The sequence below is a fragment of the Pseudomonas sp. S3_A09 genome (assembly GCF_054668065.1).
On the sequence record NZ_CP162752.1, the window covers coordinates 1,158,112 to 1,180,104 of the forward strand.

14 protein-coding genes and 1 pseudogene are annotated in these 21,993 nt (G+C 60.4%); 4 read left to right on the forward strand and 11 right to left on the reverse strand.

All coding sequences use genetic code 11. The features are described from left to right. Positions 1 to 31: 31 nt before the first annotated feature. The 4 genes from astD to AB4N92_RS05505 all read right to left on the reverse strand — a co-directional run bounded on the left by astD (position 32) and on the right by AB4N92_RS05505 (position 5,060). Entirely contained in the window at positions 32 to 1,501 is a 1,470-nt protein-coding gene (gene astD, locus AB4N92_RS05490; RefSeq protein ID WP_162483030.1) for a succinylglutamate-semialdehyde dehydrogenase, read from the reverse strand. Further along, a complete protein-coding gene (astA, locus tag AB4N92_RS05495) occupies positions 1,498 to 2,523 on the reverse strand; it encodes an arginine N-succinyltransferase (RefSeq protein WP_010208317.1) in 1,026 nt (341 codons plus the stop codon). The genes astD and astA overlap by 4 nt, the downstream gene beginning before the upstream one ends. Before the next feature lie 51 nt (positions 2,524 to 2,574). After that, positions 2,575 to 3,594 (reverse strand): arginine/ornithine succinyltransferase subunit alpha, encoded by a 1,020-nt coding sequence (gene aruF / locus AB4N92_RS05500; RefSeq protein ID WP_003175655.1) that lies wholly within the window; start codon positions 3,592 to 3,594, stop codon positions 2,575 to 2,577. Between the two features lie 245 nt (positions 3,595 to 3,839). Further along, entirely contained in the window at positions 3,840 to 5,060 is a 1,221-nt protein-coding gene (locus AB4N92_RS05505; protein WP_010208316.1) for an aspartate aminotransferase family protein, read from the reverse strand. Between the two features lie 309 nt (positions 5,061 to 5,369). Between AB4N92_RS05505 and AB4N92_RS05510 the strand changes: the two genes are divergently transcribed. Further along, positions 5,370 to 11,288 (forward strand): dermonecrotic toxin domain-containing protein, encoded by a 5,919-nt coding sequence (locus tag AB4N92_RS05510; protein WP_236267449.1) that lies wholly within the window; start codon positions 5,370 to 5,372, stop codon positions 11,286 to 11,288. Between the two features lie 14 nt (positions 11,289 to 11,302). Here AB4N92_RS05510 and AB4N92_RS05515 read toward each other — a convergent pair whose 3' ends face one another. From AB4N92_RS05515 to acs, 7 genes are all read right to left on the reverse strand, one after another. Then, positions 11,303 to 12,283, reverse strand: a complete 981-nt coding sequence (locus AB4N92_RS05515; RefSeq protein WP_010208312.1) for a GlxA family transcriptional regulator — start codon at positions 12,281 to 12,283, stop codon at positions 11,303 to 11,305. A gap of 246 nt (positions 12,284 to 12,529) precedes the next feature. Next, positions 12,530 to 13,294, reverse strand: a complete 765-nt coding sequence (locus AB4N92_RS05520) for an ABC transporter ATP-binding protein (protein ID WP_010208310.1) — start codon at positions 13,292 to 13,294, stop codon at positions 12,530 to 12,532. A 27-nt stretch (positions 13,295 to 13,321) separates the two neighbouring features. Further along, positions 13,322 to 14,434, reverse strand: coding sequence for a succinylglutamate desuccinylase/aspartoacylase family protein (locus AB4N92_RS05525; protein ID WP_010208309.1), 1,113 nt, complete (start codon positions 14,432 to 14,434; stop codon positions 13,322 to 13,324). 1 nt (position 14,435) lies between these two features. Next, on the reverse strand, positions 14,436 to 15,134 hold the full coding sequence (locus tag AB4N92_RS05530) for an ABC transporter permease (protein ID WP_010208307.1): 699 nt from the start codon (positions 15,132 to 15,134) through the stop codon (positions 14,436 to 14,438). Continuing rightward, positions 15,131 to 15,820: an ABC transporter permease gene (locus tag AB4N92_RS05535; RefSeq protein ID WP_010208305.1), complete on the reverse strand. Its 690-nt coding sequence runs from the start codon at positions 15,818 to 15,820 to the stop codon at positions 15,131 to 15,133. The genes AB4N92_RS05530 and AB4N92_RS05535 overlap by 4 nt, the downstream gene beginning before the upstream one ends. Before the next feature lie 91 nt (positions 15,821 to 15,911). Then, positions 15,912 to 16,697, reverse strand: a complete 786-nt coding sequence (locus AB4N92_RS05540; RefSeq protein WP_010208303.1) for an ABC transporter substrate-binding protein — start codon at positions 16,695 to 16,697, stop codon at positions 15,912 to 15,914. A gap of 695 nt (positions 16,698 to 17,392) precedes the next feature. After that, the gene (gene acs / locus AB4N92_RS05545; protein ID WP_010208301.1) at positions 17,393 to 19,348 is read right to left on the reverse strand and encodes an acetate--CoA ligase; all 1,956 of its coding nucleotides are present in this window, start codon (positions 19,346 to 19,348) and stop codon (positions 17,393 to 17,395) included. Positions 19,349 to 19,744: 396 nt separating this feature from the next. Here acs and AB4N92_RS05550 point away from each other — a divergent pair, with 396 nt between their 5' ends. From AB4N92_RS05550 to AB4N92_RS05560, 3 genes and pseudogenes are all read left to right on the forward strand, one after another. Then, a complete protein-coding gene (locus AB4N92_RS05550; protein WP_021491461.1) occupies positions 19,745 to 20,014 on the forward strand; it encodes a DUF2790 domain-containing protein in 270 nt (89 codons plus the stop codon). Between the two features lie 484 nt (positions 20,015 to 20,498). Beyond that, positions 20,499 to 21,749 (forward strand): ribonucleotide-diphosphate reductase subunit beta, encoded by a 1,251-nt coding sequence (locus tag AB4N92_RS05555; protein WP_044287739.1) that lies wholly within the window; start codon positions 20,499 to 20,501, stop codon positions 21,747 to 21,749. Between the two features lie 65 nt (positions 21,750 to 21,814). Further along, a pseudogene (locus AB4N92_RS05560) lies at positions 21,815 to 21,985 on the forward strand (HNH endonuclease); the annotation flags it as partial. Between the last annotated feature and the right edge of the window lie 8 nt (positions 21,986 to 21,993).

A 21,993-nucleotide genomic window follows, 5' to 3' on the forward strand; every position in this document is an offset into this window, starting at 1 on the left:
CGCATTCGCGAGCAAGCCCGCTTCCACATTTTTAGACCAGTGTTATGCCCGGGGTCAGCGTGGCTGGCAATACCAGGCTCGGGGTCTCAAGCGAGGCCACCGGGTACGCGCAGTAATCCGCGGCGTAATACGCACTGGCGCGATGGTTGCCCGACGCCCCCACCCCACCGAACGGCGCGGTACTGGCGGCGCCGGTCAGCTGTTTGTTCCAGTTGACGATACCGGCGCGGCTTTCCAGCCAGAACTGCTGGTAGCGCGCTTCGGAGTCCGACAACAAACCAGCGGCCAGGCCGTACTGGGTGTTGTTGGCCTCGGCAATCGCCGCTTCAAAATCAGCGTAGCGGATCACCTGCAACAACGGGCCGAACAGCTCCTCGTCTTCGCGCTCGGTGACGCCGGTCACGTCGATGATGCCAGGGGTCAGCAACGCGGCCTGGTCCTGGGGCTGGGTCATCTCCAGCAACGCCACGGCGCCATTGGCCAACATCAGTTCCTGAGCGTCCATCAAGGCCTTGGCCGCTGCGAGGGAGATCACCGAGCCCATGAACGGCGCGGGTTGCTGATCAAATGCGCCCACCTCGATGGTCGAGCTGACCGCCACCAGGCGCGCCAGCAATGCGTCGCCCCAGGCGCCTTCCGGCACCAGCAAGCGGCGCGCACAGGTGCAGCGCTGGCCGGCAGAGATAAACGCCGACTGGATGATGGTGTAGACCGCTGCATCCACGTCGGCCACTTCGTCGACCACGAGCGGGTTGTTGCCGCCCATTTCCAGGGCCAGGATCTTGTCCGGACGCCCGGAGAATTGCTGATGCAGATGATTGCCGGTACGGCTGGAACCGGTGAAGAACAACCCGTCGATACCTGGGTTGGCCGCCAACGCGATGCCGGTTTCCCGCGCGCCTTGCAGCAGGTTCAATACGCCTGCCGGCAATCCGGCTTCGATCCAGCACTGCACGGTCAGCTCGGCAACCTTGGGGGTCAGCTCGCTCGGCTTGAACAGCACGGTATTGCCCGCCAGCAAGGCCGGGACGATATGCCCGTTCGGCAAGTGGCCAGGGAAGTTGTACGGGCCAAACACTGCCACCACACCGTGCGGCTTGTGGCGCAACACCGCAGTGGCGTCGCCCAGGGGGCCGCTCTTCTCGCCGGTACGCTCACGGTAGCTTTGCACCGAGATCGCGATCTTGTTCGCCATGCTGGTGACTTCGGTGGCCGACTCCCACAGCGGCTTGCCGGTTTCTTCCCCGATGCAACGGGCGATATCGTCGGCACGGCTTTTCAGGGTGGCAGCGAAGGCCTCCAGCACACTGATGCGCTCTTCCAGCGGACGCTTGGCCCACGCAGGGAACGCCTGGCGTGCGGCCTGCACAGCGGATTCGACCTGCTCGGCGGTGGCGCCATTGCCGGCCCACAGCACCTGCTGGGTCACCGGGTTGCGCGATTCAAACAGTTCACCCTGGCCGGCCAGCCAGCTCCCTGCGATATACAACGAATTCATTATTTCGACTCCCGAGCAGCGGACAACGGAACGGCACGCACTTGATCACCCACCACCAGTTGCAGGCGCTTGGCGGTCTGTGGATCGACCACCAGCGTGCCTGCCGCCAGACGGGCCGGTGCGGCGGTAATGCGGCACTCTTCACGCTTGCGGTTATGGATCAGGAACGGCGTGGCATCGTCCCCCGGCGTGCCGATGGCCAGCACCAGCGATTGGCTGTCACGCACGGCGCGGATCTTGGTGGTTTCACACTCCACCGCAGGTCCCGCGTCGAAGATGTCGACATAGCCCTGGTAGCTGAAGCCTTCGCTCTTGAGCATGCTCAAGGCGGGCTCAGTGTCCGGGTGGACCTTGCCGATCACATTGCGCGCGTCTTCGGACAGGAAGCAGCTGTACAGGGGAAACTTCGGCATCAGCTCGGCGATAAACGCCTTGTTGCCCACACCGGTGAGGTAATCGGCCTGGCTGAATTCCATCTTGAAGAAGTGCCGACCCAGGCTTTCCCAGAACGGCGAACGCCCGGCGTCGTTAGACACACCGCGCATCTCGGCGATGATCTTGTTGCCAAACAGGTGCGGGAATTCGGCGATAAACAGCAGACGTGCCTTGGCCAGCATGCGGCCGTTGAGGCCGGTGCGGTAATCCGCGTGCAGGAACAACGAACACAGCTCGGAATTGCCGGTGAGGTCGTTGGCCAGGAACAGCGTCGGGATCTCGCGGTAGATATTCAGCTCCTGGGAGGCGCTGACCGTCAGGCCGACCCGGAAGTTGTACCAGGGTTCACGCAGGCCAACGGCGCCGGCAATGGCGGAAATCCCCACCACGCGACCTTCGTCGTTTTCCAGCACGAACAGGTAGTCGGCATCACCACGCCCGGCGTCGCCGCGAAAGGTTTTCTCGGCCCAGCCTACCCGATGGGTCAGGCGCTCCTCGTTGGCCGGCAAGGTGGTGAGGCCAGTGCCGGTGCTGCGCGCCAGATCAATCAGGGCCGGTAAATCGCTGCTGCGTACGGGACGAACGATCATGCTATCTCCTCAGACGAGCCGCTGTTGTCAGCCACCCGCGAAACTCTCTTTTTAAACCGCTACCAGACGCACGCTCGCGCCTTCGCCAACACCCAGGGCTTCGGCCGCTGCGAGGTCCAACGTCACCGGCTTGCCGGGCGCATAGTCCAGCTCCAGCATCACCGCGCGGTAATCCTGCAACTGTGCGTTGCTCACCAGATACTGGCGGCCGACACCCTTGACCATCTCACCGATCTTCACCGGCACCACGCGGCTCTGGGCAATCGAGCGAATGCCCGAGACCCGTGCATGCAGCGTCGGGCCACCGTCGAAGATGTCGATGTAGTGATCGGTCTCGAAGCCTTCACGCATGAGGATGTCGAAGGTGATCTGCGCACGCGGGTGCACCTGGCCCATGGCTTCCTGGGCTTCGTCCGGCAGCAGCGGCACATAGATCGGGTAATGCGGCATCAATTCGGCGAGGAAGGTGCGGCTTTTCAGCCCGCACAGGCGCTCGGCGGCGGCGTAATTGAGGTCGAAGAAGTTGCGGCCGATGGCGTCCCAGAACGGCGAGTCACCGTTCTCGTCGCTGTAGCCGACGATCTCGGTCACCACAGAGTCGGCAAAGCGCTCGGGATGGCTGGCGACGAACAGCAGGCGGCCACGGGAATTGAGTTCCGACCACGGCGACCCCACCAGCTCCGGCACCACGTAGAAACTGGTGAGCAGGCTGTTGCCGGTAAGGTCGTGGCACTGGGAAAGCACGTGGATCTTGTTGTGGATCTTCAGCTCGCGGGAGGCGTGCACGAAGGTCTCGTTACGGAAGCTGTAGAAGGGTTCCGAGTAGCCAGCCGACGCGACGATGGCCGAGCAGCCGGCGAGCTTGCCGGTCTCGGTGTCTTCGAGCACGAAGAAATAACTCTCTTCGCCGTTGAAACTGACCTCTGCGGCGAAGGATGCTTCGCTGGCGGCGATCTTGTCGCTCAGTCGTTCCACATCGTCCGGCAAGGAGGTGACACCAATCGGGCTGTCCGCAGCCAGACGCTGTACCTCGCCCAGATCAGCCATTTGCGCGGGGCGCATCACCAGCATGGTGTCACTCCTTAACTCGAAAAACTCACAGGGAAAAATGCCGGACACGATCTTGAAAACGGTGAGGTCAAGTGTGGGAGCGGGCTTGCTCGCGAAAGCGCTGTGTCATTCAACATTTGAGGTGACTGAACCACTGCATTCGCGAGCAAGCCCGCTCCCACATTTGATCTCCACCGTTCCAACCAAGGGATCCGGCATACAAAATTTGTGTTCGGCACCGGGATTACCAGGCGCCGATCGGTCCATCAGGCTTGCGTCAACGCCTTCACAGCACGTTCAAAACGGTCCAGGCCTTCCTTGATGTCCGCGTCTTCCACCACCAGGCTCGGCGCGAAACGCACCACGTCGGGGCCGGCTTGCAGGATCATCAGGTTTTCTTTCTCGGCCGCGTTGAACACGTCCTTGGCCTTGCCCTTGAACGCGTCGCTCAGCACGCAACCGAGCAGCAGGCCCATGCCGCGCACTTCGGTGAAGATACCGTACTGCTTGCCGATCTGCTCCAGGCGCGCCTTGAACAGGTCGTGCTTGGCATTCACGCCGGCCAGCACTTCAGGGGTGTTGATCACGTCGATCACCGCCTCGGCCACCGCACACGCCAGCGGGTTGCCGCCGTAGGTGGTGCCGTGGGTGCCGACCACCAGGTGCTTGGCCAACGCTTCGGTGGTGAGCATTGCCGCGATCGGGAAACCACCGCCCAGGCTCTTGGCGCTGGTGAGGATGTCCGGGGTCACGCCGTAGTGCTGGTAAGCGAACAGGTGGCCACTGCGGCCCATGCCGGTCTGCACTTCGTCGAACACCAGCAGCGCGTTGTTCGCGTCGCACAAGTCGCGGGCGCCTTGCAGGTAAGCCAGTTCGGCCGGCAGCACGCCGCCTTCGCCCTGGATCGGTTCCAATACAACGGCGCAGGTCTTATCCGACACGGCGGCTTTCAGCGCGTCCAGGTCGTTATAAGGAACGTGGGTGATACCGGTGATTTTAGGACCGAAACCATCGGAGTACTTGGACTGCCCACCGACGTTGACGGTGAACAGGGTACGGCCATGGAAGCTGTTGAGCGCCGCGATGATCTCGTATTTCTCGCTGCCGAAACGGTCGAACGCCACGCGACGGGCCAGCTTGAACGCGGCCTCGTTGGCCTCGGCGCCGGAGTTGCAGAAGAACACACGCTCGGCGAAGGTGGCGTCGATCAGCTTGTGGGCCAGGCGCAGGGCCGGCTCATTGGTGAAGACGTTGGAGACGTGCCACAGCTTGTGGGCCTGTTCGGTCAGCGCACCGACCAGCGCCGGATGGGCATGGCCCAATACGTTGACCGCGATGCCGCCGGCAAAGTCGATCAGCTCGCGACCCGCCTGGTCCCATACGCGCGAACCTTCGCCACGCACAGGGATGAATGCAGCCGGTGCGTAGTTAGGCACCATGACCTGGTCGAAATCGGCACGTTGCACCGGGGCTTGCTCAACGGACATCGGAGTCTCCTGAAGAGGAACGCCTGCCTGGAACTGGCGGGCGATGCAGGGATTGTAAGGACAGTTTTCAGCGCGGCCTTGCCGCCAAGCGACAACTTCTTATAGCGCCAACCCGCGATTTTGGCGGGTTTACGCCAATGCGACAAATAGCGTCGCAATGGCGCAGTTTAAACGCTCGCGTGTCCCAGCGGCAGGTGGTCGGGCAGGATAGCGGCAATGTAATCGGCAGCCGGCTATCTATCTACCTCCGGCCGACTGGCCGAAATTGTTCTGCTACTGCGCCTGTTCATCACGCAAAGGCGTATTCCAGTGACCTCACCCATTCAGCTCCCGGACGTGTCGGCATATCGCGACCTGCACCAGGATATCCTCATGCAAGCCGTGCCCGCGTGGCTGCCCACCCTTTCCCCGGCCAAGCGCACAGCGCTGAACAACGTTAAGCCAAGCATTCCGCAGTGGTACAAAACCGCGTCCCCCGACGCTCATGACACCCTGAAAAACCGAGTGAGTCGTGCCTGGGAGGCACAATCCAAGGTGGATCAGGCCATGGGCACCCTGAAATCGCCGCAGGCATTCGGGGCGCCCCTGCTCGCGCAGTTACTCAAACGGCGCTTTGGCATCGAACGTGACGTCGAGACCACGTATTTGCGCCTTTATATTCCCCTGACGATCCCATGGTTCTCGGTGCGCTCAGGCGCGGCAAGAACCTGGACCGTGTCATTGCTGGACGCGGCCCTGCACAACTTCGAAGCCGGCGAGGTATTTGAAGCGTCATCCGGCTTCATCACCAAGCCCACCAGCACCGGCCAATTCGACACGCTGCCTGCGCTCGACACACGCATCACGGTGGCGCAGTTCACCGCTTTGTGCCGCGAGCTGGACATCGGCGCCAAGTACCAACGCTACCTTGAGCAGTTCTTTGACTTCAACAACCCGCTGGCCATGGCCAGCCTGCAACTGAAGCTCAAGCACAGCCAGGCAGCAGACTTGAACGTCGCGCTGAAAATGGCCTGGATGAAAGGCGATCTGCACGATGATCAGTCCGTCACACGGTTGCAGCGCCTGCTCAACACCGACGACAACCCAAGCACCTGCTACCCACTGCAGTGCTACAACCTGAGCATCATGTCGACGGCGCTCACCGGCATCGTGCTGTTTGCCGAGAACATCGGCAGCCGGCATCCCGTAGGCGTTATCGCCTATATCCCCGACGACCCTTACGCACCGCTCAAGCAGTACCCCACTCTTGTCGACTTCATGACCGCCCTGGGCAACAACCTGCGCAGCGCCGAGTATCAACAATTCTTCAGCCGTTTCATCAGCCACGAAGAACGCGGCCTCTTCTTCGCCGACCTCAACCGCAGGCTGTCCAAGGTCACCTGGCACCCGCACACCCGCGGCGATCCACTGCCGTCCTGGCGCGAGACACCCATCGACCAGCCGCACCTGGCATTCCGCGCCACTGCGATCAGTGGGGATCTGTTCACCCACTTGTTTCAGACAAAACTCAGCAAGGTGTTCAGCGATGCCCGCGCCATCGCGGTGTCCACCGCCAGCGTCGACCAGCGAGTACGCTGGGAGCGCTGGGCCATCGTGCAGAAAGTCGCCTCGGCGATCCTGCAAATCGCGGCGCTTATCGTCGCCCCGTTTGTGCCGCCCGTGGGTTTGCTGATGCTTGGCTACAGCGCCTACCAAATGCTGGACGAGGCCTTCGAATGGGTCATCGACTGGGCGGTGGGCGACGTGACCGAGGCGTTCGCACATTTGCTGTCATTCGTAGAGCAAGGGATACAACTGGGCCTGTTCATCGCGGGTGCGCCCATTGCCGCGAGCGCCCTGCGCACGCTATTACCCGCTGATGCCATAAAGTTTTTCGACAGTTTCAAGCCTGTCGCTCTACCCGATGGCAAGACGCGGCTCTGGAAACCCGACCTCGCGCCCTACGCCCACGACCTCCGACTGGCGAGCCACTCCTACCCAAACGCCCAAGGGCTGCATGCCTACAACGGTAAAAACATCCTGCTGCTCGCGGACAAACCTTTCATGGTCGAGACCGATCCCATCACCCAGCAGCGCTACCTGCAACATCCCACCCGGAGCAATGCCTACCGCCCACCCCTGCTGAGCAACGACAAGGGCGCCTGGCTAAACGAGCTGGATACGCCGCTGAGCTGGGACAGCACCACCCTCATGAAACGCCAAGGCCCTAGAACCGCCGGGCTCAGTGATGAGCAGTTGGTCGCTGCTCGTCGTATCAGCGGCACCCGCGAAGGTGCGCTGCGCAAGATGTACGTCAACCAGCATCAGCCGCCCCCCTTGCTGACCGACACCGTTGATCGCTTCCGGATCGACCAGGCATTGCAGGACTTCATCGATCAAATGAACAGCGATGATCCGGCGATTTACCGACGGGCCGATGCGCAGTCCCAACTGCACCTGCTGGCCAACCTGGAGCTTTGGCCAAAAGCCAAGACCCTGCGTTTCCTTGACTCAAACGGCAGAACCGCCTGGGAGCTGCCCGGCGAAAAAAACGCCAGTGTGGTGCAGATACACGAAGCCCAGCTGAAACAAGATGTCGTGCTGGAAACGCTGCTGGAGGCCCTGGATGAGCCCCAACGCAAAACCTTGCTGGGGGAAGCATTCGGCGACCCGGTCACCTCCCTGAAAAATCGCGCGCTTAAACTCAGGAAACAACTGGCCGGGCGGGCCCAATTGCATCGAGCTGAATTGTTCAACACCCGCTACCAACAGCTGGAGCGCCCTATCACCCCTCGCCAACAGGCCATGATAGACAACACACCCGGATTGCCGCTCACCGCAGCCGACGCCCTGCTGGACACCGCCAACAGCCAGGAACTCAAGGCCGTTGACGAAGGCAAGATCCCCGCGCGCTTGAGCGAGTTGGCCCAATCGCTGCGGGACGAAGCCAGGGTGAACCATGCCTACGACGGTTTGTACCTCGACTCGACGGAGACCCTCGACACCCACCGACTGGCCTTGCACTCCCTGGAGAAATTGCCTGGCTGGGCAGGAAAAAAGCTGCGCATTGAGATCAGAAACCCCACGCCCGAGGCCGCCCTCCTGGATGCCATCGGCAAACCGAAGGCACGCATCAAACGAACCCTGGTCCGTTCGCCCGACGGGCGTTACACCCCGCAAGACGACAGCGGCGAACTGTCCGGCGCGACCGACCTGTACAACGCGGTACTGCAGGCCCTCCCCGATGACGAGCGCAACGCCCTGGGCTTGCACATCGGCCAAGGTCCCGCTTTAAGGCTGGCCCTGCGCACCCATGCCCTGAAACGCGCGCCGTTGCGTACGCTGATCACCGCCGAACCCACACGCGCGCCCACCGACACCCGCACCCACCTGCGCCTGCTGGGCTTGGACAACTACCCGCCGGCACCGGCCGAACAGCCCGACCTGCAGGCGTTGGCACGAGAACTGTATCCAGCCCACACCGATGAACAGATCGGCGAGATGATCCAAACGCTGGAGCGCCGTCCGGGCGGAGCCTTTGCGACATTAACGGCCCTGCGCCAGGAGTTTCAGCATCTGAATCGTGCCCTGGCCGACTGGGCCGCCCGCCCCCCGCACAGCTATCCGGGCACCGAGGTGAGCATGGGCCGTCAGGAATACAGTGACATGCGGCAAAACCGCATCCTTTTCTGGCGTGAACTCTTACGCGCCTGGCGCCGGGAAACCGAGACAGACGCCTACTTCGAGCATCCCAGCCAAAACGGTCAAACACTCAAATCGCACGCCATTTTGTATGGAGAGCTACCGGCGCTGCCGGCCAATTTCGAGCATATTTCCTACCTTGAACTCAGTGGCAACCAGTCTGCACTGACTAATATCGATGTTTTTTTGCGCAGCTTTCCGAACATTCGCCACCTCAGCATCACCCATGCCCAACTGGGTCAGCTGCCAGCCACTCTCAGCGCAATGCCGCGCCTCAACACGTTGATCCTTAGCAACTGCGGCATCACCCTGACACCCGATAGCCTGAATACCCTGACAGCCATGAATAGACTTCGAACCCTGGACCTGTACAGCAACCCGCTGGGATTGTCTCCGAGCGTTGAACGCATGATTGATCTGCGCGCTCTGGACCTGTCCGAGACCGGCATTTCCAACCTCCCTGCCGGGCTGCTCAGTCGAGCATCGCTGGAGCTGGCGGTGCTGTCCAGAAACCGGATCACACAGTTGCCTTCCGCGCTGTTCGACCTGCCCGCCGACACCTCGGCCACCTTCGACCTCTCGGGCAATCCCCTGTCGCGAGCGACCTTGGAGCAGGTAAAAAGTTATTACCAACGAACAGGCCGCTATTGGGAAGTCGATGCCCTGGCAATCGATATTCAGCGCGTCAACACGCTCTTCCCCGACTTTAGCGTGAACGAAGTCAACCGCTTTCTCTTTGGCCTGCCCGGCACGATTGAAATAGGTCAGATCGAACTGGCACGGCTGGAAGTCGAATATGCCAACCTGTCCGACGGGCTTGATACATGGGCACGACAGGTCCCCGCACCGGAGGAGCAAGCCCGGCGAGTGGATTTCAAAGAGGAACTCCAAGCGTGCTGGCGCCGAGAAGGTGCATTGGATACGAGCGGCCCACAGGCCATTTCCACGTTCACCGTGGAAAGCCCGCAGCCTGTGACTGGCACCTTCCCGTCACTCGACAGCGGCGTGTTCAGGCACGTGTCTTCATTGCACCTGAAGGGCGCGCAGGGTCCATTCCCGTTGCAGTCGCCGCTTTTTTTCAGAGGATTCCCGACCCTTAACCACTTATTCATCGAGGGGTATGTGATGGGCGATATCCCTGCTTCGGTATGGGACCTGCCGCAACTGTCATCCTTGCGCCTGCCCCGTTGCGCGCTCACCTTATCAACCGAGAGTACCGCCTCACTCACCACGCTGAGCGAGCTGGCAACACTGGACTTGAGCCATAACACCGCTCTGGGGCAACTGCCGGATTTCAGCGCGCTCCCCAGACTTACCAGCATCGAACTTGAAGACACCGGCTTGACGGCAATCCCCGACGGCCTGCTGAAGGCCGTGGAGCGCCAACGCGTCAACCTGAGCAACAACCTGATCACCCAGATTCCCGACAGCGCGTTCAGGCTCCCCGACTCAGTAACCGCCGTCTTCGACCTCTCCCGCAACCCGCTGAACCGCTCGGGGCTGATGCAGATCAAACGCCATTGCCAACGCACTGGCGAGCATTGGCGCGTCGATGCCCCGACGACGTCGCGAGAAAGGATCAAAGCGCTGTACCCCACCTTCACCGAACACGAAGCCAGCCGCTTCTTTTTTGAGCTGCCCGGTGACCTGGACGCGGCAGAGCCTGCCATCGAACGACTTGAAACCGAATACGCACAACTGAGCACCGACCTAGAAGAGTGGGTGGTGAATGTCCCAGAACGGCACCCCGTCGTGGACACACCATTGGATGAACAAACGCGGGCACAGGATCAGCTTAATCGCCGTGCATTCAAAACGCTGCTTGAAGCAGCCTGGCGCCGCGAAAGCGAACTGGACGACAACAACGACGACGTTCGGCCGACCCATAAGCTGACTTTTGAAATGCCGATACTGGGCGAGCTGCCCGAACTGAGCGCCCGGTTCGACCATGTGACGACACTCGACCTAGAAGGCAATGGCACCACCACCCGCATCGACGGACTGCTCAAATGCTTCCCAAAACTCAGGAGCCTGGTCATCACACGATTCAGTCTGGGCGAAATTCCCCTCACCGCACTCAGCCTGCCAGCGCTCAACGCCCTGAGCCTGACCGAGTCAGCTATCCGCTTGACACCCACCAGTGTCCACGCCCTGTCATGGATGAGCAGACTGGAGTACCTGGACCTGGGTGGCAACCGGCTGGGCCTCACGCCTGACGTCAGTCAACTGACCGAACTGGAAACGCTGTACCTGCCAGACACCGACATTACCCACCTCCCACAAGGGCTGTTCGCCTTGCACGAGTTGCGCAGCCTGGACTTGAGCGACAATTTGATCGAAGAGATTCCTGCAGACTTTCTGCAGCTGGCCACGCAGCTCGACACCGACTCAGACATCAGCGGCAACCCCTTGTCGGCATCGAGCCTGGATACGCTCAGGCACTACTACCTGCTGACCGGTGACGACTTAGCGGTGGCCGCAGCCGGGCTGGATGAGAACGGCAGTCCTTTGGTCAGGCCCCGTTCACCAGAGCCGATGGAGGAATAAGACCCCGCTGTCGATCAACCGCGCTCGGACGGTACCGACGACAACTCAAACGGGCTGCTGCTACGGCGCTGGTTGCGGTCTTCACGAGGGGTGGCGCCGAAAAAATTACGGTAGGCGCTGGAGAAGTGCGGCCCTGAGGAAAAACCGCACGACAGGCCGATCTGGATGATCGACTTGCTGGTTTGCATCAACATCTGGCGGGCCTTGTTCAGGCGCAGCTCCAGGTAGTACTGGCTGGGGACGCGATTGAGGTACTGCTTGAAGATCCGTTCGAGTTGTCGTCGCGACACGCACACATGCTGGGCGATTTCGTCGGTCGTCAGCGGCTCTTCAATGTTGGCTTCCATCAGCAGCACGGCCTGGGTCAGCTTGGGATGGCTGGATCCCAGGCGGTTTTGCAGCGGAATGCGCTGGCGTTCGCCACCTTCACGGATGCGTTCCACCACCAACTCTTCGGAGACCGCACCGGCCAGTTCGGCGCCATGATCACGGGCCAACACTGCCAGGAGCAGGTCGAGCACCGACATGCCACCGCAGGCGGTGAGTCGATCGCGGTCCCAGTCGAACAAATGGCTGGTGGCGATGACCTTGGGGAAACGCTCGGCAAAATCGTCCTGCCAGCGCCAGTGCACGGCGGCACGATAGCCGTCGAGCAGGCCGAGCTGGGCCAGCGGGTACACACCAGCCGACAAGCCACCGATCACGCATCCGGCGCGAACCAGTTGCTTGAGGGCGGTGCTCAATGGGGAGGCGATGACCGCGGGGGGTTCGTCCGCCAGCAGGAACAGCTTCTGGAAGCCCTCCAGCTTACCGCCCCACGGCTCGCCCGGCAGTTGCCAGGCGCCCTCGGTGGACGGCTCGGCTTGCAGGAACGACAGCTCGTAGACCACGTCCGGATGCACCCGCTGGGCAACGCGCAAGGCCTCCTCAGCCAGCGCAAGCGTCAGGGCTTTTGTGCTGGGCCAAATCAGGAAACCAATTTTATGGGCGGTCATGGAGTGCTATCCGAAGCGAGTAACGTAATGAAGACAAGGGCTAATGCTAGCCCGTAAACCAACACAAATCTTTAAAGCTGATGAATATCCAAATGTCGGACCGAGCTTGCTCGCGAAGGCGGTACTTCAACTATACATGTATCGACTGACACTCCGCTTCGCGAGCAAGCCCGCTCCCACAGGGGGCCTGGGCCAACCTGAAGACTGCCGAGCATGCACTACTTCAGTGCACAAAAGCAGTCTTGATTATTTCAGGCTGCCCGAGAGGAACTGCTGCAAGCGCTCCGATTGTGGGTTCACCAGCACTTCACGCGGGTTGCCGCGCTCTTCGACGATACCTTTGTGCAGGAACACCAGTTGGTTCGAGACTTCACGGGCAAAGCCCATTTCGTGGGTCACCACCACCATGGTGCGGCCTTCCTGCGCCAGGTCCTGCATCACCTTGAGCACTTCACCGACCAGTTCCGGGTCGAGGGCCGAGGTGGGTTCGTCGAACAGCATCACCTCAGGTTCCATCGCCAGGGCCCGGGCGATGGCTACGCGCTGCTGCTCACCGCCGGACATGTGGCCAGGGAACGCATCCTTACGATGGCCCACGCCGACCTTGGCCAGGTAGTGCTCGGCCTTTTCACGGGCTTCTTTCTTCGACACGCCGAGCACGTGCACGGGCGCTTCCATCACGTTTTCAATCGCGGTCATGTGCGACCACAGGTTGAAATGCTGGAACACCATGGACAAGCGCGAACGCATGCGTTGCAGTTGCTTGGGGTCGGCGGCCTTCATGGCGCCGTCCTTGTTGGCCACCAGTTTCAGCTCTTCGTTGTTGAGCAGAATCTTGCCGGCGTGGGGTTGCTCCAGCAGGTTGATGCAGCGCAAAAAGGTACTTTTGCCTGAACCGCTGGAACCGATGATGCTGATCACATCACCGGCTGCAGCAGCCAGGGACACGCCTTTGAGCACTTCATGACTGCCATAGCGTTTATGCAGGTCTTGGACTTCAAGTTTGTACATGCGGTCGGTTCTCACAGAAACAGGTGGTCAGTCGTTGAGCAAGCGCCCGTGACGCAGCGCATCGCGCCCCGCCACCTTGGCCAGCCAGAAACCCGCTTGGGCATAACGTAGCCGTTCAACGGCAAACAACACCCCCGAGGTGCCCGCGCAAAGGGTGCTGACGCGGTCCTCCAAGGGGTCAATCACTTCAAAAATCGGTTCGCCTTTTTCGACCCACTCACCCGTTTTACGCAGGTAGCTGATCACACCGGCGTGGGGCGCAAACAGTAATTCGGTGCCTTCGAAGGGCAGGCCTTCACAGGGTTCGAATTGTGGCGCGGGCCATTCGCCCTTGATCAACCCCTGCTCGGCGAGGAACGCGAGAATGCCTTCGGCGTGGAAGATCGCCTCGTCACGTCCCGTATCCGCCTGACCGCCCAATTCCAGCGTAGTCGCCAGGCAGGCCAGCGGGATCTGCGCCTCGGGGAATGCCTGGGACAGACGCAGCCACGGCAGCGAACAGGCTTCATCGAACGAGCTGCCGCCGGAGTCTTCCGCCAGCAGGCCGACTTTCACATTCAGGTGCGCCGACAGCGAACGCCACTGCGGCCAGTGCTGGGGCAATGCGTACATGTGCAGCGCGGCTTCGGCGTCGCAGTGCAGGTCGAGCACGACATCGGCGGTGCAGGCGTGGCTGAGCAGGATGCGCTGCATGCCTTGCAACTGGCTGTTCGGCTCGGGCAATGCGTTGAGCGCATCGGTCATCGCCTGGCGAATCATGCGCACGTTGGCGTGAGGATCATCCCCCAGCTTGCCCGTGAGCAACTTGGCCACCGGCTCGCTCAGCTCAACGAAATCGCGGTTGAAATTCTTGCCGCTGCCCACTTCGAAACGGCCCTGGTGGCTGCCTTGCAGCAACTGGCCCAGGCCCATCGGGTTGGCGACCGGCACCAGCTCGATCACGCCATTGAGCGCACCTTGCTGTTCCAGTTCGGTGAGGCGCTTCTTCAGCTCCCACGCGGCGCGCATCCCCGGCAACTCATCGGCGTGCAAGCTGGCCTGAATATAGGCCTTGCGTTCGCCCTGGCCGAAACGGAACACGCTCAGTTGGCGCTCGCACCCCAGGTGGCCCCAGGGCAACAGGTGATCGACACGTTCCATATCAGTGCTTCCGTGGAGCCAGGTAGCTCAGCCAGCGGCGCTCGGCCAACTTGAACAGGCGCACCAGGATGAAGGTCAGGCACAGGTAGAACACACCGGCGGTGATATAGGCTTCGAACGGCAGGTAGAACTGGGCGTTCACCGTGCGCGCGGCACCGGTGATGTCGATCAGGGTGACGATGGAGGCCAGGCTGGTGGTCTGCAGCATCATGATCACTTCGTTACTGTACTGCGGCAGCGCCCGACGCAAGGCCGATGGCAACAGGATGCGGCGGTACAGCTTATAGCGCGACATCCCCATCGCCTTGGCCGCTTCGATCTCGCCGTTGGGGGTGGCCTTGAGGCTGCCGGCAATGATCTCGGCGGTGTAGGCGCTGGTGTTGATCGCAAACGCCAGGCACGCGCAGAACGTGGCACTGGACAACAGCGGCCACAGGAAACTTTCGCGCACCGCTTCGAACTGGGCCAGGCCGTAATAGATCAGGAACAACTGCACCAGCATCGGCGTGCCACGGATCACATAGGTGTAGAGCCAGGCCGCGCCGTTGACAATCGGCTGCTTGGACACGCGCATCAAGCCCAAAGGCAAGGCAGCGAGCAAGCCGAAGAACAGCGAGATGGCGAGCAGTTTCAGGGTGGTCAGCAGGCCGCCAAGGTACAGCGGCATGGCCTCCCAGATGACGTTGTAGTCGAAGATCATAGATCAGCCGCCCTTACGCCTACCGAGTAGCGCTTCTCAAGATGACGCAAGGCCAGCAACGACACGCTGGTGATCACCAGGTACATCGCCGCCACTGCGAGGAAGAAGGTAAAAGGCTCGCGGGTGGCGTCTGCCGCCTGCTTGGCCTTGAACATCATGTCTTGCAGGCCCACCACCGAAATCAGCGCAGTGGCCTTGGTCAGTACCAGCCAGTTGTTGGTGAAGCCAGGGATCGCCAGACGGATCATCTGCGGCACCATCACCCGGAAAAACACCTGGAAACTGCTCATGCCATACGCCAGGCCGGCTTCGGCCTGACCCTTGGGAATGGCCATGAAGGCGCCACGGAAGGTTTCCGAGAGGTAGGCGCCAAAGATGAAACCCAGGGTGCCGATACCGGCGGCCAAGGGGTTCAAGTCGATATAGTCGTCGTAGCCGAGCATCGGCGCGACGCGGTTGAGCAAGTCCTGGCCGCCATAGAAAATCAGCAGGATCAGCACCAGGTCGGGGATCCCGCGGATCACCGTGGAGTACAAGTCACCCAGCCAGGCCAACCAGCGCACCGGCGACAGGCGTAACGCGACCCCGATCAGACCCAGAACAATGGCCAAGGCCATGGACGACAAGGCGAGCTGAAGCGTCAACCATGCGCCATCGAGGATGACGGCCCCGTAGCCTTTCAACATGATTCAGGTCCTCGAAAAGGGGGATGAAAAAATGGCGCAAACCTCAGGAATTCTGTTGCTTGCGCCATTTCGGACAGACAGCTGCGACGATTTACTGGGCTTCAGGGCCGTAAATGTCGAAGTTGAAGTACTTTTTCTCGATTTCTTTGTACTTGCCATTGGCACGGATCGCGGCGATGGCAGCGTTGATACGGTCCAGGTTTTCCTTGTCGCCCTTGCGTACCGCGATGCCTATGCCGTCACCGAAGTATTTGGCGTCGGTGAAGGCTGGGCCGGTGAACGCGTAGCCTTTGCCAGCCGGGGTATCGAGGAAACCTTCCTGCAGCAGGGTCGCGTCAGCCACGGTGCCGTCGAGGCGACCGGCTTCCACGTCCAGGTAGATTTCGTTCTGCGAGCTGTAAGGCACAATGGTTGCGCCTTTAGGCGCCAGGACTTCCTTGGCGAAACGATCGTGGATCGAACCGCGCTGTACGCCGATCTTCTTGCCCTTCAGTTCATCCAGGCTGTCGCTGACGGCGGTGCCTTCCTTCAATACCAGGCGCGCTGGGGTCAGGTAGTAGCGGTTGGTGAAGTCCACGGACTTCTTGCGGTCGTCAGTGATGGACATGGACGACAGGATCGCGTCGATCTTGCGCACTTTCAGCGCTGGGATCAGGCCGTCGAACTCTTGCTCGACCCAGGTGCACTTGACCTTCATCTCTTCGCACAGGGCGTTGCCGATGTCGTAGTCAAAGCCGACGATACTGCCATCGGGCGCTTTGGAGGCAAACGGAGGGTAAGCCGCTTCGATACCAATTTTCAGAGGCTTGCCTTCAGCGAAAGCCTGCATGGACAGCACGGACAGCGCCAGGGCGCCCAACAGCACGAGTTTCTTCATCTTGGGACTCCATCGGTATAGGGCAAAACAGCAGTATGAGCCATGGCCCACGATGCGGCGTAAGGGAAACCGAATTGCGGTGCTGCGTCCCACACCAGCGACACACTGGAGACGACGAGCGAGTGATCGGCATTCTAACGACAGGCCGGAAGCCGATATTTCCTCAATGCGACAACAATTTACAGAAGCACCGAGAAAGCGGTTCCAGCTCATTGACAGCCTCTGAATTTTATGCAGAGACAAAAGACATTAAACCTGTAGATGCTGCAAGTTGCGGGCCTATTATTCGCAAACCCTTCTAGCACGGCAAGTCTGGCGTTTAATCTTATTTCTTGGAGCGTCTAAAACGCGGTTTTTCGGGGCATAGGCGTAGCCCTTTGCCTCAGGTTTGGGCGTGGGGTTACACATTTGCGTTCGACGGTAACATTCAGAAACCTCCTACGCGAGAAACCGATATTTATTGGGTTGCAGGTTATACCGGTCTTTCAGATCACTAACCGATACCTGCTCGCAGTACCTTCCCGATGTGGGAGCGGGCTTGCTCGCGAAGGCGGCGGGTCAGTCAATACATCTTTGACTGATACACCGCATTCGCGAGCAAGCCCGCTCCCACAGGGATTTCAAGCGTTTGCCAGATCCCACAAAAAAGCCCCACTCGGCTCACACCGAATGGGGCTCTGTCCCATCAACCCGCCTTACGCGACGTTCATGGTCTTGTGCGTTTCAATCAAATGCGCGACCACACCCGGGTCCGCCAAGGTGGAAATGTCGCCCAACCCGTCGTACTCGCCCGTGGCAATCTTGCGCAAGATACGGCGCATGATTTTCCCCGAACGCGTCTTCGGCAAGCCCGGTGCCCACTGGATCACGTCCGGTGAAGCGATCGGACCGATCTCCTTGCGCACCCAGTTTTTCAGTTCCAGGCGCAGGGCTTCGTTCGGCTCTTCGCCATTTTTGAGCGTGACATACACATAGATGCCCTGACCCTTGATGTCGTGCGGGACACCCACCACCGCCGCTTCGGCGACTTTCGGGTGGGCAACCATGGCGCTTTCGATCTCGGCGGTGCCCATGCGGTGGCCGGACACGTTCAACACGTCGTCCACGCGGCCGGTGATCCAGTAGTAGCCATCCTCATCACGACGCGCACCGTCACCGGTGAAGTACATGCCACGGAAAGTCTTGAAGTAGGTGTCGACAAAGCGGTCATGGTCGCCGAACAGCGTCCGCGCCTGGCCTGGCCACGAATCGAGGATCACCAGGTTGCCCTCGGCAGCCCCTTCGATCAGGTTACCCAGGTTGTCCACCAACGCCGGCACCACGCCGAAGAACGGACGCGCCGCCGAACCCGGCTTAAGCGCATGGGCCCCCGGCAGTGGGCTCATCATGTTGCCGCCGGTTTCGGTCTGCCACCAGGTATCGACAATCGGGCAACGGGATTGGCCGACGTTCTTGTAGTACCAGTCCCAGGCTTCCGGGTTGATCGGCTCGCCCACCGAACCCAGCAAACGCAGGCTGCTGCCATCGGCGCCTTCACAGGCAGCGGTGCCCGAAGCCATCATCGCGCGGATCGCGGTTGGTGCGGTGTAGAGGATGTTGACCTTGTGCTTGTCGACAATCTTCGCCACCCGCGTGATATCCGGGTAGTTCGGCACGCCTTCGAACAGCAGCGTGGTCGCGCCATTGGCCAGCGGGCCGTAGACGATATAGGTGTGGCCGGTGACCCAGCCGACGTCGGCGGTGCACCAGTAGATTTCACCTGGGCGGTAGTCGAACACGCGCTCATGGGTCAGGGCTGCGTACAACAGGTAGCCGCCGGTGGTGTGCTGCACGCCTTTAGGCTTGCCGGTTGAGCCAGAGGTATAAAGAATGAACAGCGCTTCTTCAGCCCCCATCTCTTTCGGCGCGCACACAGTGCCGGCCACTTTCATCAGGTCTTCGTACCAGATGTCGCGATGCTGGTTCCACTTGATGTTGCCATTGGTGCGCTTGCACACGATGACTTTCTGGATGCTGCTGGTTTCCGGGTTGGTCAGGGCGTCGTCGACGTTGGCCTTCAGCGGAATCTTCTTACCCGCGCGGATGCCTTCGTCGGCGGTGATCACTACCTTCGACTTACAGTCGATGATGCGACCGGCCAGGGCCTCCGGCGAGAAACCGCCGAACACCACGGAATGGATCGCACCGATGCGGGTACAGGCCAGCATGGCGACCACGGCTTCGGGGATCATCGGCATATAGATAGTCACCACGTCGCCGCGATGCACATCCTGACCGCGCAGGGCGTTGGCGAACTTGCAGACTTCTTCATGCAGCTCGCGGTAGGTGATGGTGCGGCTTTCGGAAGGGTCATCGCCTTCCCAGATGATCGCCGCCTGATCGCCGCGCTCGGCGAGGTGACGGTCCAGGCAGTTGTAGGAAACGTTCAGCGTGCCATCGGCGAACCACTTGATGTCGACATGGTGATCGTCGAACGAGGTCTGCTTCACCGTGGTGAAAGGCTTGATCCAGTCAAGGCGCTTGGCTTGCTCGCGCCAGAAGCCATCGGGGTTGACCACCGACTGCTGGTACATGGCCTTGTAGGTCGCCTCGTCGGTCAGCGTGTTGGCTGCTACTTCGGGGCGGACGGGGTACAGGGAAGCCGCACTCATCTTTCTTACCTCGGTGACATAGTTGTTGTTGTATGGCCCTGTTGTAGCCGGGGCCGACCTATAGAACCATTCGACGATGGTAGTAACAAGCCCCTACAAATTGCCCTGATATCGCCGTCTACACCTCTAGCCCGCGGGCTGCGGCGCTTCGCAGCTGTGTGAAAAAAGCTTTACCACGGGATTGTTACAAAAACCGCCAATAGTGTTTATCAAAAGTACGGGTATATGAATATAACCCGCAGGCCTAAAATCAACTCCGTCAACACGACACTGTGATTAACAACGCAACAGCCCCCACGAAGGCAACGTTAATCCGAACTTTCCAACCCTAAGTTACACACGTGGCCTCACAAGGGCCCCGTGACCCCACTCGCCCTGAATAAGGTATATAGAGAAATGAAAGCTTTAGTAGTTATGGCCCTCAGCAGCTTGTGCGTCACCGCCGCCCTGGCCGACGAAGCCCCGACTGACGTAGCTAGCCGCAACACCCCGATCGTTGAGGATTACACTTACAGCACCCACTTGGATGTTGCCAAAGTAGTGTCCATGAGCAGTATTCCGGAAGTGTGTGAAGTTGTACCGGTGAAGATGGAATATGAAGACTCACAAGGTCAGCGTCACATTCTTAATTACCATGTGATGGGCAATGGTTGTTCTAACGGCTAATTACCTGATTAGGTTGACCTGAACCCGATCTTATTCGCCGCAAGAAATCGTTCTTGCGGCAAAGAACCGGGCCCCTCCTCCCCTCGCTGCGCCCCCTCGAAAAAAATCCTGCCGCTCGTCCCTCCGGCCAACCCCAGCAAACCCGCGCTTTGGCTTGAAAAGCAGGCTTTTTGTCTGCGATCCGTGACCATCCGCCACAACACAAAGCCGATTTTTTCCCTATAATGCGCGGGTAAATCGGGCCTGCAATATCCCTTTACACTGGGATGAAGAGCCAGACCTGAGGCCTCCCGCTGGAGCAAGCACCTACCGCTCCGCACCTCAAGCCTCACGCAGAGCACCCGTAACCCTATTCCGTTTAATGCGTGCGCTAGCTGCAACAAACGATTCCTTAAGATCCACCGCGGCCTCAGGGCCGTGTGAACACCCAACCATCCGGTTTCACACGGGCACCTTTGAGCCCTCACGCAGGAGACGACACGTCATGCTGAGCTGGGACGAATTCGACAAAGAAGAAGAAGGCGAAGTAGCCACCAAAGGCGCCAACGCCGGCCACGCCACCGAAGCCAACATGGACCGCCTCGACGGTGACGGCGCCAAAGCCGCCCTCGAAGCGCGCGCCGTCACCGCCAGTGACTCCGCCGCCATCGTGCGCGCCAAGGCCGCCCTGGACAAACTCGACGTCGCCGAAGGCCTCGCCGAGCTGGAAGGCTCCGCCGCCCGCGTCGCCGTTGACGAAAAGCGCATGATCAACTGCCGCGCCGACCTCAACCAACTCGTGCCGTTCAAGTACGACTGGGCCTGGCAGAAATACCTCGACGGCTGCGCCAACCACTGGATGCCGCAAGAGGTCAACATGACCGCCGACATCGCCCTGTGGAAAAACCCCGAAGGCCTGACCGACGACGAACGCCGCATCGTCATGCGCAACCTGGGCTTCTTCTCCACCGCCGACTCCCTGGTCGCCAACAACCTGGTCCTGGCCGTGTACCGCCTGATCACCAACCCGGAGTGCCGCCAGTACATCCTGCGCCAGGCCTTCGAAGAAGCGATCCACACCCACGCCTACCAGTACTGCATCGAATCGCTGGCCATGGATGAAGGCGAGATCTTCAACATGTACCACGAGATTCCATCGGTGGCTAAAAAAGCCGCCTGGGGCCTCAAGTACACGCGCTCGATCTCCGATCCGAAGTTCGAAACCGGCACCGTCGAGACCGACAAGGAACTGCTGCGCAACCTGGTCGCCTACTACTGCGTCCTGGAAGGCATCTTCTTCTACTGCGGCTTCACCCAGATCCTGTCCATGGGCCGCCGCAACAAAATGACCGGCGTGGCCGAGCAGTTCCAGTACATCCTGCGCGACGAGTCGATGCACTTGAACTTCGGTATCGACGTGATCAACCAGATCAAAATCGAAAACCCACACCTGTGGGATGCCGAGATGAAAGAGGAAGCGACCCAGATGATCCTGCAAGGGACTCAGCTGGAGATCGAATACGCGCGCGATACCATGCCACGCGGTGTACTGGGCATGAACGCGGCGATGATGGAGGATTACCTCAAGTTCATCGCGAACCGTCGCTTGTCGCAGATCGGTCTTAAAGAAGAGTATCCAGGGACCACTAACCCGTTCCCGTGGATGAGCGAGATCATGGACTTGAAGAAAGAGAAAAACTTCTTCGAAACCCGTGTGATCGAGTACCAGACCGGCGGCGCGCTGAGCTGGGATTGATTCCTGAGCCCAGCCCCCCTATGAAGCCCTGACGTGTTCAGGGCTTTTTTATGCCCGGTGAATTGCCACTTCTTGAAGCACATCCGGCTGACCACCTGACCCAGAAGGGTTCGGATCGCACCACCAATGCTGTAGCCTTGTGCCCCAATTGCCATCAGCGTTGTCACCGGTCGAGTGATCGGAACGCTTTCACTGAAGCGCTTTACAGCAAAGTCGGAAGATTGGCACGGGAGTAGACTCCTGC